Annotated in this window: 11 protein-coding genes and 4 tRNA genes; 5 read left to right on the top strand and 10 right to left on the bottom strand. The window is 49.8% G+C overall.

All coding sequences use genetic code 11. The features are described 5' to 3' along the window. The first annotated feature begins 27 nt into the window (after window positions 1-27). Entirely contained in the window at window positions 28-396 is a 369-nt protein-coding gene (gene folX, locus QWY20_RS03210; RefSeq protein WP_330127588.1) for a dihydroneopterin triphosphate 2'-epimerase, read from the top strand. Window positions 397-454: 58 nt separating this feature from the next. Further along, window positions 455-1,348: a TIGR01777 family oxidoreductase gene (locus QWY20_RS03205; RefSeq protein WP_330127587.1), complete on the top strand. Its 894-nt coding sequence runs from the start codon at window positions 455-457 to the stop codon at window positions 1,346-1,348. Window positions 1,349-1,400: 52 nt separating this feature from the next. Here the strand turns inward: QWY20_RS03205 and QWY20_RS03200 are convergent, their stop codons facing one another. Both QWY20_RS03200 and QWY20_RS03195 read right to left on the bottom strand, forming a co-directional pair. After that, complete coding sequence (locus tag QWY20_RS03200; RefSeq protein WP_330127586.1) at window positions 1,401-3,881, bottom strand: ABC transporter permease; 2,481 nt, start codon at window positions 3,879-3,881, stop codon at window positions 1,401-1,403. Further along, window positions 3,871-4,590, bottom strand: coding sequence for an ABC transporter ATP-binding protein (locus QWY20_RS03195; protein WP_330127585.1), 720 nt, complete (start codon window positions 4,588-4,590; stop codon window positions 3,871-3,873). Before QWY20_RS03195 ends, QWY20_RS03200 begins: the two co-directional genes overlap by 11 nt. On the opposite strand from QWY20_RS03195, the gene QWY20_RS03190 reads away from it, so the two are divergent. Continuing rightward, window positions 4,589-5,197: an arylesterase gene (locus tag QWY20_RS03190; protein ID WP_330127584.1), complete on the top strand. Its 609-nt coding sequence runs from the start codon at window positions 4,589-4,591 to the stop codon at window positions 5,195-5,197. The genes QWY20_RS03195 and QWY20_RS03190 overlap by 2 nt on opposite strands. Before the next feature lie 225 nt (window positions 5,198-5,422). Here the strand turns inward: QWY20_RS03190 and QWY20_RS03185 are convergent. The 4 genes from QWY20_RS03185 to QWY20_RS03170 all read right to left on the bottom strand — a co-directional run bounded on the left by QWY20_RS03185 (window position 5,423) and on the right by QWY20_RS03170 (window position 5,799). Then, window positions 5,423-5,498 (bottom strand) — tRNA-Glu (locus tag QWY20_RS03185). A 22-nt stretch (window positions 5,499-5,520) separates the two neighbouring features. Further along, window positions 5,521-5,596, bottom strand: a tRNA-Glu gene (locus QWY20_RS03180). A gap of 36 nt (window positions 5,597-5,632) precedes the next feature. Further along, window positions 5,633-5,708: transfer RNA gene (locus QWY20_RS03175), tRNA-Glu, on the bottom strand. Window positions 5,709-5,723: 15 nt separating this feature from the next. Next, window positions 5,724-5,799: transfer RNA gene (locus QWY20_RS03170), tRNA-Ala, on the bottom strand. Between the two features lie 227 nt (window positions 5,800-6,026). Between QWY20_RS03170 and QWY20_RS03165 the strand changes: the two genes are divergently transcribed. Further along, window positions 6,027-7,040: an XrtA/PEP-CTERM system-associated ATPase gene (locus QWY20_RS03165; protein ID WP_330127583.1), complete on the top strand. Its 1,014-nt coding sequence runs from the start codon at window positions 6,027-6,029 to the stop codon at window positions 7,038-7,040. A 51-nt stretch (window positions 7,041-7,091) separates the two neighbouring features. Here the strand turns inward: QWY20_RS03165 and QWY20_RS03160 are convergent, their stop codons facing one another. From QWY20_RS03160 to QWY20_RS03145, 4 genes are all read right to left on the bottom strand, one after another. Continuing rightward, a complete protein-coding gene (locus QWY20_RS03160) occupies window positions 7,092-8,717 on the bottom strand; it encodes a porin family protein (RefSeq protein WP_330127582.1) in 1,626 nt (541 codons plus the stop codon). Beyond that, window positions 8,689-9,600, bottom strand: a complete 912-nt coding sequence (locus tag QWY20_RS03155; protein ID WP_330127581.1) for an XrtA-associated tyrosine autokinase — start codon at window positions 9,598-9,600, stop codon at window positions 8,689-8,691. Before QWY20_RS03155 ends, QWY20_RS03160 begins: the two co-directional genes overlap by 29 nt. Then, window positions 9,597-11,183, bottom strand: a complete 1,587-nt coding sequence (locus QWY20_RS03150; protein ID WP_330127580.1) for an XrtA system polysaccharide chain length determinant — start codon at window positions 11,181-11,183, stop codon at window positions 9,597-9,599. Before QWY20_RS03150 ends, QWY20_RS03155 begins: the two co-directional genes overlap by 4 nt. 70 nt (window positions 11,184-11,253) lie before the next feature. Continuing rightward, a complete protein-coding gene (locus tag QWY20_RS03145) occupies window positions 11,254-11,889 on the bottom strand; it encodes an XrtA/PEP-CTERM system exopolysaccharide export protein (RefSeq protein ID WP_330127579.1) in 636 nt (211 codons plus the stop codon). A gap of 192 nt (window positions 11,890-12,081) precedes the next feature. On the opposite strand from QWY20_RS03145, the gene QWY20_RS03140 reads away from it, so the two are divergent. Further along, window positions 12,082-13,491, top strand: a complete 1,410-nt coding sequence (locus tag QWY20_RS03140) for a TIGR03013 family XrtA/PEP-CTERM system glycosyltransferase (protein ID WP_330127578.1) — start codon at window positions 12,082-12,084, stop codon at window positions 13,489-13,491. The last annotated feature ends 23 nt before the right edge of the window (window positions 13,492-13,514 follow it).

Below are 13,514 nucleotides of genomic sequence, written 5' to 3'. Positions count from 1 at the left end.
AATAAAAATACCGAGGAACAACACATTATGGAATTAAACCCGGCGATTATTCGCATCAAAAATTTGCGGCTACGTACCTTCATTGGCATCAACGAGGACGAAATCATCAACAAACAGGATGTCGTAATTAATGCCAAAATTCAATACCTGGCCGATGCTGCCGCCGACAGTGACGATATGAATAAAGCATTGAATTACCGAACCATCACCAAACGCATTATTCAGTTTGTTGAAGAAAATCGCTTTTCATTGCTGGAAAAGCTCACGGCAGACGTGCTGGCCATAGCCGCAGAGCACAGCTCGGTGCTTTATGCCGAGGTGGAAATTGATAAGCCACACGCATTGCGTTTTGCCGACTCCGTTTCTCTGACGCTGTCTGTCAACAAAGCACGTTAATCTGGCTATACTGAATACCATCAGGATGGTTTCAGTACTATCGCAAGGAGTGGTTTCAATGAAGCTGTTTATCACGGGGGGGACCGGTTTAATTGGTCAGGCAGCGATTAAGCGCTGGCTTTCGCAGCATGAGATAACGGTACTCAGTCGTTCTGCAGCCAAGGTAAAGTCACTGTTTGGGCACACAGTGGCTTGTTGCAGCCAATTGGATGGTATCGATATCAGCCGCTTTGATGCGGTGATCAATTTAGCGGGTGAACCTATTGCCGACAAACGCTGGAGTAAAGCCCAAAAACAGCGGATTTGCCATAGCCGCTGGGACCTGACCGAACAACTAAGCACTCTGATCCAGCAGGCACACAAGCCACCTTCCGTCTTTATCAGTGGCTCAGCCATCGGCTTTTACGGTCGTCAGGACCAACATTGCATTGATGAAGATCATCAGGACTTTTACCCCGAGTTCAGCCACGATATCTGCGCCCGTTGGGAGAACCTGGCGCAACGCGCGGCCAGTGATCGTACCCGGGTCTGTCTGGTACGCACCGGCATCGTCCTGGCTGAAAACGGCGGAGCCTTAAAAAAAATGCTGCCTCCTTTTCGTTTGGGGCTAGGTGGCAAAATTGGTACTGGTACCCAGTATATGTCCTGGATCCACCTGGATGATATGACGGCCTTGCTCGATTTCTTATTGTGTCACAGTGAGCTATCGGGCCCGATCAATGCCACAGCTCCCAAAGCCGTACCCAATGCCCGTTTTACCGAGCTGCTGGCCGAGCGCCTGAAGCGCCCGGCACTGCTACCGATGCCTGCCTTCATGGTACGCTTGTTGTTCGGTGAAATGGGTGACTTACTGCTGTACGGCCAAAATGTGTATCCGAAAAAATTACTGGATGCTGGTTTTCAATTCAGTTACCCGGATTTGCGCGAGGCACTGCAGCAACTTAAGCTATAAGGGCGCATTGCTGCGCCCTTTCTCTTAGCCCTTATTCCAGGCAACCGCTTATCTACGAATAAATGGCCCGGCGCATTAATACCGAGCTTTGAATGGCCAGCAATTGCCGCAGTTGCCACCAGCCAAGCAAGGTGACTACCAGGACACCAAACCCCGGGCCAATCCACCACAGGTTCCAATGCAGCTGAAACGGCAGCTCAAACAAGCGGAACTGCAAGACACCAAGCACCGCTTCTGCCAGCACAGTGGCCAGGATCCCCGCCAAAGCGCCAAGCGCAGCGAACTCCAGCAACATTGCATTGCGTAAAAAGGCATAGCGAGCCCCCAGGGTTCGTAAAATCGCCAGTTCCTGCTCCCGCTGCTCCATGGTGGCCTGCACTTGTGCTACCAACACCAGCACGGCTGCAGCAAATACCAGCAGTAAAATACTACTGAGCGCTACGGTTACCTGGGCAATAATATCCTGCACCTGCTGGATAATGGCATCCACATTCAGCACAATCACCGTTGGAAACTCGCGGTTTAACTGGTTTAGTACCTGCGCCCGCTCCGCTTCCAGATAAAAAGCACTCAGATAACTGGCCGGAAAATCTGCCAGTAAATCAGCACTTAAAATCATATAGAAGTTAGGCTGCAGTGTATTCCAATCCACCAGCCGGATGCTGCTGACTGTCGCTGCGACGGTGCGGCCACCAATGGAAAATTCCAGCTGATCGCCAAGCACTATGCCCAAGCGCTCTGCCAACTCCGACTCCACCGACACCTCAGCAAGTGTTTCCTCACTAAACCAGCGGCCCTGCAGGACGCTGTTATTGGCCGGTAACTCACGGGTCCAGGTCAGGTTCAATTCGCGACCGACACCTACCCGCTCATTATCTTCCTCTTTCGAAGCGCGCTGCCGCAGCTGTTGCTGATTGGTTGCCGTCAGACGGCCGCGCACTATTGGATAAAAGCTATCAAGCTGCAACTGATGCTCTGCGGCAAAAGCTTCAATACCTGGTCGCTCGGCAGCGGAGATATTCACCAAAAACTGATTGGGGGCTCCGGCAGGGATTTGCTGCTGCCATTGGTCGAGTAACTCCACCCGCAAAAAGTACAACAACAAGGTTAAAAACAACGCCATGCTAAAGGTCAGCAATTGAAAACTGTTTTGCCACAAGCGCCGGCGCAAATTGGCCAGAGCAAGCTTTAAAGCCGAGCTTTGTCCCGCTGCCATTGGCTTAGCCACTTTTACCAGCACCGCAGCCAATCCCATCAAAACCAATGCAAAAATAACGCAGGCGGCAAACAAAATAAGGCTAAGCATCAACTCACGGCTAAACAGCCACATCAGCAGCCAAACCGCCAGCGCCCCCGTGGCCAGATGCCACACATCAAAGCGCCAGGCTGGCAATTGGCGTAGCACCGCTATCGCCGGCACCGCTGCCAGCTGCCAAACAGGCCGGGCTGCGAAAAGGCCGGCACAAATGATGGCGGTAAGCAGCCCCATCCAAAGTGGCCGGCTACTAAACGCGGGCTGGTAATCGTCCATCCACCATTGAATGCCTTGCTGAATAAACACCACCAGCCCCACACCAATCACAATGGCCAGCGCCGAACTGAACAAACTGACCAACAGCAGGTGGCTGCAATAAATTTTTCGCGCTGTGGTTGTAGTCGCACCCAGCGCTTTGATGACCGCCACCGCTTCGGCATGTCGCTGCCGATAACGATTGGCTGCAACCGCAGAAGCACTGGCCGCCAGCACAATACCCAACAAGCCTGCCAGCAATAAAAAGCTTTCTGCCCGCTGCATGGCAGCACCGATAGCCGTTTCCGGGTCCAGTTCCTGCCACTGCTCATGCACCGACAGCTTGGGACCAAGCTGCTGACGCAGCTCAGCCAACTGCGATGCGCTACCGGCAAACAAATAGCGATAGCCAATACGACTGCCTGGCTGAACCACCTCGGTAGCAGCAACATCATCCAGGTGCATCAGCACTCGTGGATTCCCCCCAAATACATTCAGTGGGGCATCCGGCTCTGCTTCAATCACACCGGCAACCTTCAGCGAGGCCATCCCCAGCTCCAGCTGATCGCCTGGGCTCACCGCCAGTAAGTTGAATAAGCGTGGTTCCAACCAGATCTCACCGGCACCAAAGCTGGCCAACTCGCCCTGCCCCGGTCGGTCACTGCGCCTGAGTAGCAGTTCGCCACGTAGTGGAAAAGCACTGGAGACAGCTTTCACCGTCACCAGTTGCATTTCACTGTCGGAAAACAACATGGAGTCGAACAACATTTGCTGTGCTTGCGCTGTTCCAACCACATCGGCAGCTGCTATCAGCTCCGGCTGAAAAGGCCTGCTGGAACGCAGCACTAAATCGGCGGCTAAAAAACCGGCACTGCGCTGGTACAAAGCCGAGCGGACACTTTCGGTAATACCGGTCAGCATAACCACCGAAAAGACCGCTAAAAATAGCGCAAAGGCAATCACCCAAAGCTCACCACGCTTCAGCTCACGCCAGAACAAACGCCAGGCAATACTAGCCCACATGCCGCTGCTCCTCTGGCGCTGCAGGAAGCTGCTGCTCTAACTGACCATGATGCATTAAATATTGGCGCTGACAACGCTCTGCCAGCTCAGCTTTGTGGGTAACCAGTACCAGCGTAGTGCCTTGCTGCTGGTTCAAATCAAACAACAAGTCCTCGACCAGTAAGCCGGTTTTCTCGTCCAGATTGGCGGAAGGCTCATCCGCAAACAAAATTTTCGGTTGGGTAATAAACGCCCGGGCAATAGCAACACGCTGCTGCTCACCACCAGATAACTGAGTTGGGTAGAAATCACGCCGCTCCGCCAACCCCACCTTAGCTAAAAGCTCTAAGCCACGCTCTTTGGCATTACGGATACCCGCCAACTCAGCTGGCAAGGTGATATTCTCCAGCGCCGTTAAGCCTGGTAGCAATAAAAAAGCCTGAAACACAAAACCGACATGGCTGGCTCTAAGCCCAGCTCTGGCATCTTCATCCAGCTTATGCAGTGGTTGCCCTGCCAGAAATACTTCCCCTTCACTGGCTGTATCCAGGCCTGCCAGGATGCCGAGTAAAGTAGACTTCCCAGAACCAGACGCACCCACAATCGCAACCGTCTCACCCCGCTTGATTGTCAAATGCAAATCATTCAGGATAGTCAGTGATCCTTCCGTTAATTTTACCCGTTTGGTTAAATGGGTCGCTTTTATATCTATATCAGGTGGTAACGTCATGCGTGCATTCTTAATTCTGTTGATAGTTGTTTACAGTACCACGACTTATGCGCAGCCGAAAAGGTTGTTGCTGCTCGGTGACAGCCTGAGTGCGGCCTACAACATGCAGGAACAACAGGGCTGGGTGTATTTGACGCAGCAATGGCTAGATACGCAGCAGTTACCACTTACGATCATCAACGCCAGCATCAGTGGTGAAACTTCAGCCGGTGGCCTGGCCCGCTTACCCGCTCTGCTGGAGCAGCATCAGCCTGATTATGTGTTAATTGAATTAGGAGGCAATGATGGCTTACGAGGTTTCGCTGTTGCGCAGTTGGAACAAAACTTAACGCAACTGATCGAACTAAGCCAGGCCAGTGGTGCTGATGTTTTGTTGATGCAGATTCGGATCCCTCCCAATCTGGGCCCTCGCTATACCCGCCAGTTTGAAAGCCTGTATCCAGCCCTGGCGGAACGTTATCAACTGCCGCTGTGGCCCTTTTTTATGGAGCAGATTGCACTGAATGACGATTTAATGCTGCCCGATGGCATTCACCCGAATCGTGAAGCACAGCCTATTATCAAACAGCAGATGAAGCGTTGGTTTGCGAGGCTGGTGGAGTCATGAATGTTGAATGTTGAATGTTGAATGTTGGATGTTGGATGTTGGATGTTGGATGTTGGATGTTGAATGTTGAATGTTGAATGTTGAATGTTGAATGTTGAATGTTGAATGTTGAATGTTGAATGTTGAATGTTGAATGTTGAATGTTGAATGTTGAATGTTGAATGTTGGATACTCAATGCTCTTAATTCAACATTCACAATTCATAATTCAACATTAAAAAAGAAGTGGCGTCCCCTAGGGGATTCGAACCCCTGTTACCGCCGTGAAAGGGCGGTGTCCTAGGCCTCTAGACGAAGGGGACTTAGGAAGTGGCTGACTGTAAGTGGCGTCCCCTAGGGGATTCGAACCCCTGTTACCGCCGTGAAAGGGCGGTGTCCTAGGCCTCTAGACGAAGGGGACGCAATACATACAGTAGCACAACTTGAAAAGATTAATTGGCGTCCCCTAGGGGATTCGAACCCCTGTTACCGCCGTGAAAGGGCGGTGTCCTAGGCCTCTAGACGAAGGGGACGCACGAAAAAATCTTTGGTGGAGCTAAGCGGGATCGAACCGCTGACCTCTTGCATGCCATGCAAGCGCTCTCCCAGCTGAGCTATAGCCCCACACGGGCGTGTTCATCGCACTGGTTTATCGCTGAACACGGAGCGCATTCTAGGGATACCCCTCTTTGCTGTCAACAGTTTTTTCAGTACCTTGTTTTATTCGCATATTTTTTAAACGTGACGCTGAAATTTAGTGCAAAACACGGCCAGTATTCACGCTGCCTGCTAAAAGTGGTAGCATGGTGGCTGCATCAGGAATTCTTTGCACGTGATTACAGGAATGGATTATGTACGAAAAGTACTATGGGTTTAAGGAACGCCCTTTTCAGCTTACCCCAAACCCAAACTGGTTTTTTGCCAGCAAGCTGCACAAGCGTGCCCTGGCCTATCTGCAGTATGGTTTAAGCCAAGGGGAAGGCTTTATCGTGATTACCGGCGATGTAGGCACCGGTAAAACCACCATTGCCAACCAATTACTCAGTCAGCTCAATCAAGATGAAATCATTGCAAAGCAAATTGTGACGTCGCGTTTATCACCGGATGATTTGATTCGAATGATTGCGTCAGCCTTTAATCTGGTGGTCAGTGAACACAGCAAAGCCTCCTACCTGGATGCGATCGGCAGCTTCCTGAAACGACTGCATTCGCAACACCGGCGAGCCCTGTTGCTGGTCGATGAAGCTCAGAATCTGCCGCTGGAAGCCATTGAAGAGCTACGCATGCTGTCCAACTTTATGGCCGATGGCAAGCCGCTGTTGCAGAGCTTTTTATTGGGGCAAAATGAGCTGAACGCTGTGATTCAGGCGCCGGATATGGAGCAGTTCCGCCAACGCATTATCGCCTCCAGCAATCTAACCCCCTTGCAGGTTGAAGATACCCGGGCCTATGTAGAGTACCGCATTCGCCAGGCTGGGGTGACAGAGCCGTTGCTGGCTGAAGACAGCTTTGCCCTGATCCAGGGGTTTAGTCGTGGCATCCCACGTAAAATCAATACACTGATGGACAGGGTTTTCTTATTTGGCTATCTGGAAGAAAAACCCTATCTGGAAGCGGCCGATGTGCAAGCCGTGATTGATGAAATTATGGATGAAGTAGCCAACTTAAAACCGGTACAAACGCAAGCACCAGCCAGTAACAGCTCGGCTCCAGGTTCCCCCTCCACCCAATCCGGCAACCTGTTGCAGGAAATCAGCCAACTGCTGGACAATTCGCTGGAAACCAAATTGAAGTTAGCGAAAGAGTTGGATCAGTTGATCCAAAAGCAGCAGAGTGCGTTGAAAAATAATCCGCCAGAACACTAGGGGTAGATAGAAAAACAGCTGCCGAAGCAGCTGTTTTTCTATCGTATGTTGTCAAAACCGATAGTTGTAACTGAGCGATAATCTATTTTCCCGGTAATCAAATTCATCGAGATTGGAATCTCTTCGGCTACGTTTGGCTGTTATATTAATGTCGGATACCGACGATAAATTTCGGGTCCAGCCCAGCTCATACTGCCAACTTTTATCTTCCCGCTGATTCACTCCAAAATTGTATTGATAGGCGCGAACATTGGCCTGTAAACGGCTGATGGAAGTTAACTGCCACGAAGTCAGTAAACTGGCATTATGACGACGATCCACTCGGCTTTGCTCGACATAACGCAGCTCACTGCTTGATAATTGCAGGCTGGTTGTTAAGCGGTTACGGCTGTAGCCCAGCGCAAAAGCCCCCTGCCGATTAAGTATCACATCGTCACGGATATTCAGATCGGTATCAAAAAATTGCAACAGTTGCTCATTCACACCCAGCTGATAGCCAGGCCCTGGAAAGGTAGTGCAGTCGCCAATATCAGAAGAGCCATCCGGGCAAACAAAAATACCCAAATCCAACAGCTCCGTTTCCAAGAAGCTACGCGTTGTCAGATTGTCGGAATAAGACAACCGCATGGTCAGAAAACGCAGACGATAACTCCCGGCAACCTGAGCCGTGCGACCAAAGTATCGCTTATCCCAGGAACCCGATAAGGACGTACGACGTGAAGGCGCGAGTAAAAAATCTGCCGCCACAAAATTGGATTGATCGTTGTCACTGAGCACCTTGTTGTAGGTCAGGTTTATCCGGGAAACCCGGCCAAATTGCCACTCCAACCCGGTACCAGCAGAGCTAAATTCATTGGTAAAGTCAGAGTTTTGAATGCTGTTTTGCTCATAAGCCCCTTTAACCATCCAGGCCAGCCCAGGTAGTAGCGGTATACCTAGTTGCAACTGAGCATTATCACGCACCAACCTGGCCCGTTCTTCACGATTCGTTCTTGCAAGCGAACCGCCACCACGCCAGAATACACCACCATGCTGATGCACTTTTGAAGTTGAAAAGTTCGCTCTGAACTGCTCATTGTCAATATTGCCAAATGAGTCATCCTCTGCAGGTCGATTCGACTCAAATTTATTGGCACTGAGATCAAGCGCAAATTGCGCCTCTTTATGAGGAGCATTGCTAAGCAATACGTTGGTACCGTAACGATTGGTCCGACTTAAGCTGTCCACGGTAGTGATGCGATCACGAAACAGGCCTGCCCCTTCACCACCACCCCGAATTTGATGATTCTGGCTGGCATTCAGCGTCCATACCAAACGACGATCAAACCCAGACAAGCTATTTTGAGCAGTGTACTCATTAAGTGAGTAAGGACTTCGTTGACTGTCTTTGTACCAAACCCGCTGATGATTTACATCTACCCTGCTTTGCATACGCGGCCCCTGATAGCGCCAGGCAAGCGAAGGCACCACCTCCAGTGCAGCTCCTTTGTCGGTTTCCATCGACGGTGGCAGTTTCAGCTGATAACCATGAGTGGTAAGCTCAACAGCCGGGCTGAAGCTACTGTCTGCACTTAAAGCAGTTGGGAAACAGAAAACAGCAGCTACAGACACCGCTACCAAAGCGGGGCGAAAAGAAGGAAACACTGAGTTAGTTGCTGTTACTGTAGTAATAGCCATATCCTTTGCCTTGATTACGGTGCGCTTTATTAATGACAAAGCCAACCGCTAACTCCTCCGGCAGCAATGCCACAGCTTGATCAATTTCAGTAATTTTGGTTTGATTCTCTTCCACCACCACCACAGCCTGACCACACATAGCAGCCAATACAGCCGTTTCATTCACACCCAGCAATGGCGGTGCATCGAAAATAACCACCCGATCCGGGTAACGGGTTGCAAACTCCGTCGCCAGCTTTAACATTTTCTCACTGGCCAGCAACTCCGTCGATAAATGATGGGGCTTCCCGGCAGAAATAACTTTTAAGCGATCTACATTGGTACTTAACAACACATCTTCGACACTCAGATCATCCGAAGACAAGTAATCCGTAAGGCCATGATCACTGCTAAAACCCAGTGTTTTCGAAACCATAGGGCGAAGCACATCGGCATCGACCAGCAACACCGTTTTGTCTTTCTCCAAAGCCATGCTCAGTGCAAGATTAACCGAGGTAAAGGTTTTGCCTTCACCAGGCCGCGAGCTGGTCACCATAATTAAATTAGGGTGATTCAATGTACTGCTAAGCCCGCCAAACGCATTATTAAGCAATTTGCGTTTGATGGTACGAAACTCTTCATTAATCACTCTTCGCTCTGGGCTTAGTGATACAAAGTTCAATGACTCCAACCGATCCAGATCAAGCTGAATGGTGGCATTGCTCAGGTAATGCTGGCGCACGGTCTCAGCCTGAGCCGAAGCTGCACGCTTTTGTTGTTTCTCAACACTATCTGCTGAAACTTCATGACTTGAAGGCGACAAAGGTTCGGTGCTGTCACTCTGCACACCTTGCTGAGCATTGAGCTCAGACTGTTTATTGATGGCTTTTTCAATGGTACTCATTGCAACACCCTCGACAACATGGCTGCGGGCTTACCGACCAATATCTCATTGCCGACTAAAGCAAGATACGCCGAAAACAACAAACCACTAAGCAAAACAAAGTACAGAAAATGCAAACGCATCTGACGAACAATGGCATTTTTATTGGTATGTGATACCACCCCAAAAACCGGGTAATTTGAAATAGACCGCAGCTGCAATGTGTTGGTCAAAACCGGGGAAAGCAGATTTCTGAGTAACGCAATTCCCACACCTGCGCCTACACCTAGGAAAAGTACCGCAGTGTAATACAACAAACGGTTGGGCCCTGCCGGCAGCATCGGTACCCGTGGTGGGTCAATCACGCGGAACATGAGATCCGACTCGGTCGCATCGATGCGGCGAGCCATATCAGCGGCTTCCCGTCTGGATAACAATGCCTCGTAATTTGACTTATTAATCTCATAATCGCGGTTTAAAGCCGCGTACTCAGCTTCGATTTCCGGAATAAGGTGCAAACTACTGCGTAAATTCGTGATCTGCTGTTCAATAGCAGAGGCTCGAAGTTTACGGGAAGCAATCTCACCTTCCAGTTCAGAGACCATTGTCACCATGCGTTCAAAAAGCGTGCTTTGCATCAGTGCCGGATTGTTGGCTCCGCCACTACCCAGTTGACGTAACAACGCCAACTCGTCTTCACGCTGCTGCTTCAGACGTTCCAGCAAACGGCTGGTCTCAATTACATCCGGATGATTCTCTGTAAAGCGCATCAACAACTGATCAAGCCGGTCTTGCTGCTCAGCAATACGGCTATCAAACTGCGTAGCTGGCATACGGCCTTCGTTACCCATGCTGGTTAAATTCTCAAGCTCCCGCCGCGCTCCTGCCAACCGGATCTCAAGCTCTTGGATTTCCAGCATGGTAGCAGCTAACAGAGACTCCTGATTGCTGATGCGGGCATAGTAACTGGCTTCCCCACCGGACAATAAATTCATTTGATTGCGTCTGAACTCTGAACGCCGCCGCTCGGCTGCAATCAGTCGTCGCTCATAATCAGCGATTTGCTCATTCAAAAAGCGCTCAGCCTGGATTTGATCCGCACGGCTGGTGCCTAAGCGGCTTTCAATAAAAACATTCAGCATTTCTTGCACCACGCGAAGCGCAACGCGTGGATCGCTGTTGGTGTAATGCAAGGTGTAAATATTATCGCTCTGCCGGCCCCTGGCGCTAAAGCGCAAAGCAACATTGCGCTCTAATTCATCAATCAGGCGTTCAAATTCCTGGGCGGTAGGGGCATTACGATCCAGATCGGCCTGACGTGCCACCTTTTCAAGGTTTGGCCGTGTCAACACTGTTCTGGCAAGTGCCTGCACCTGCTCTTGCTGGTTGGTAGAGACCGTTAAGCCCCGCAGCAACGGCTCAAGAATGGTTTGGGTATCAAAATAAACCCGGGCTTCCGCCTGATAGACAGGTGGCATTTTGTAGACGTGATACCAACCAATCGGACACAACAACCAGGCGGTAATAATGATGTAACGACGGCGGATCCAAATGCCATGCAACTGGATCATTAATTGCTCAATCGCGAGATTCAGCTCCTTCATGTACTGCTCCCTGCTTTCGCGGATACTACGGGTAATGCTGTGAGAACTTTACGCATCAGATAAGCCTGGTTTAGAACCAGGCTTCCGGAATAATGACAATGTCGCCAGGCAAGATGTCGACATTCGCACGAATATCACCATCACGAATTAAGTCATCCAACCGCACCCGGTAACTAACCTGACGGCCATCAATGGTTCGTACCAATTGCGCCCGGTTCCCACTGGCAAAGTCGGTGAGGCCACCAACCTGAATCATTAGGTCCAGCATGGTCATGTACTGGCGGTAACTCACAGCTCTGGGGTTAACTGCAGCGCCAATAACACGAACTTGTTCGCTGTAGGGGCCTACAAAGCCAGAGACAGAGACAGTGACAATAGGATCACGAATAAACTGCCCAAGTACCTGCTCCATATCGCGAGCTATTTGAGTAGGCGTTTTACCACTGACCGGAATATCTTCAACCAGCGAGGTTGATATCATGCCATCCGGGCGAACCAAAAAGGCACCGGACAACTCTGGGTTACGCCAGACAAAAATTGTCAGGTTATCACCCGGGCCAACCAGGTATTGATAATTGTCAACCGAGGTGGTTAATGAATCATGCACAGTAGCCGGTGGCAGCGCATTCTTGCTACAACCAGTGATAAGAAGTGTTATAGCGGCCAGTAACACACCGCAAATTCCTTGTATTCTTTGTACTTTCATGGATTTGGTCCTTCGATTCCCTTACCAAGCGATACTACTATAACGTATTTTTTTAGCAGTGATGCAGGAATTGCAAAAAATTATTTCCGTTTCACTCTGGAAATAGTATACTTATTGAGCTAGATTTTAAAGCCTGCAATTGCCTCGCCAGGTTCTGTAGTAATAAATGCATAGGATGCACAAGGACGAATTATGAACAAGGCTACCGGTTACGGAAAGAACTCACTGGCTGATCAGCTGTTTTTATTTGGTGAACTTTTATTGTTGTTGGTTGCAAGTTTTGCTGCCAGTTTCCTGTTCCACCACTTTATCAGCCCTATCCCCTTCGATGTCCGCCTGATTAACGCAGTTATTTTTGCTGCCGTAGTCATGTTGTGTGCACTGTCGGTCGGTCTCTACGATCAACAGCTCAGAGAAAGCCATGGCGGCATTCTCAAGCGTGTCATTATCACCATGCTGTTTAGCGCCTTCTTGTTGGAAGTGGTTGTATTTAACCTGTTCAACTCGATTGCCATTAATGGCTGGTACATGCTGCTGGCATGCACCATTGCCACAGCCATTATCAGTAGTTTTCGTGCTTTCTTTCACTACCACGATGTTACCCGGATCAGCCGGCGTCGGGTGCTTATTTTAGGCGCTGGTGAACGAGCCTCCATTATTGAACGGCGGATGCGCCGCACTGTTGATCGGCGTAACTTTGAGATTGTTGGTTTTGTCCGGGTCGCAGGAGATAAAGAAGGTGCCCTGCAAAACGAGACCATCCTGGAACTGGATGTACAAGAAGAGCTGTTTCAGTTTGTGATGGAAAACGCCATCGATCAGATGGTTATCGCCTGTGATGAGCGGCGCAACATGTTGCCGGTTGAACATTTGTTCAAGTGTAAAACCCGTGGTATTGATGTGGTGGAGATCCTGGATTTTATTGAACAGGAAACCGGCCAAATTGCTGTCAACCTTATTTACCCAAGCTGGGTGATTTACTCCAATGGTTTTGCCAACAAAAAATGGCTGAAAACGAATCTGGATTACCGCCTGAACTTTTTGTTGGGCTTATTTGTACTGGCGTTAACCTGGCCCATTATGGTAGTGACAGCACTGCTTATTTATCTGGAAGATGGACGTCGCACCAAAGCTCCTATTTTTTACAAGCAAGTCCGCGTTGGTATTGATGGTAAGCCTTTTCATATTATCAAGTTTCGTAGCATGCGAACCGATGCCGAAGCAGGTGGCGCTAAGTGGGCTACCAAAGATGATGACCGGGTCACCCGGGTAGGCCGCGTGATTCGTAAGTACCGGATTGATGAACTGCCTCAACTCTTTAATGTATTTCGCGGCGAAATGGGCTTTGTTGGCCCACGCCCGGAGCGGCCCGAGTTTGTCTGTGAGCTGGAAAAAGATATTCCTTATTATGCTCAGCGCCATAATGTGAAACCAGGCCTCACCGGCTGGGCTCAACTGAAATATCCCTATGGCTCGACCACCGAAGATGCGCTGGAAAAACTTAAGTTTGATTTGTATTACATCAAACATCGCAGCTTACTGCTTGATTTGGTCATTCTGGTTCGCACCGTAGAGATTGTTCTGTTCGGTAAAGGCCGATAATAAGAAAACAAAAAATTAAGGCT

The organism is Alkalimonas cellulosilytica (genome assembly GCF_036325985.1).
Classification (GTDB): Bacteria; Pseudomonadota; Gammaproteobacteria; order Enterobacterales; family Alteromonadaceae; genus Alkalimonas; species Alkalimonas cellulosilytica.
This window is presented reverse-complemented; position numbering and strand designations above follow the sequence as displayed.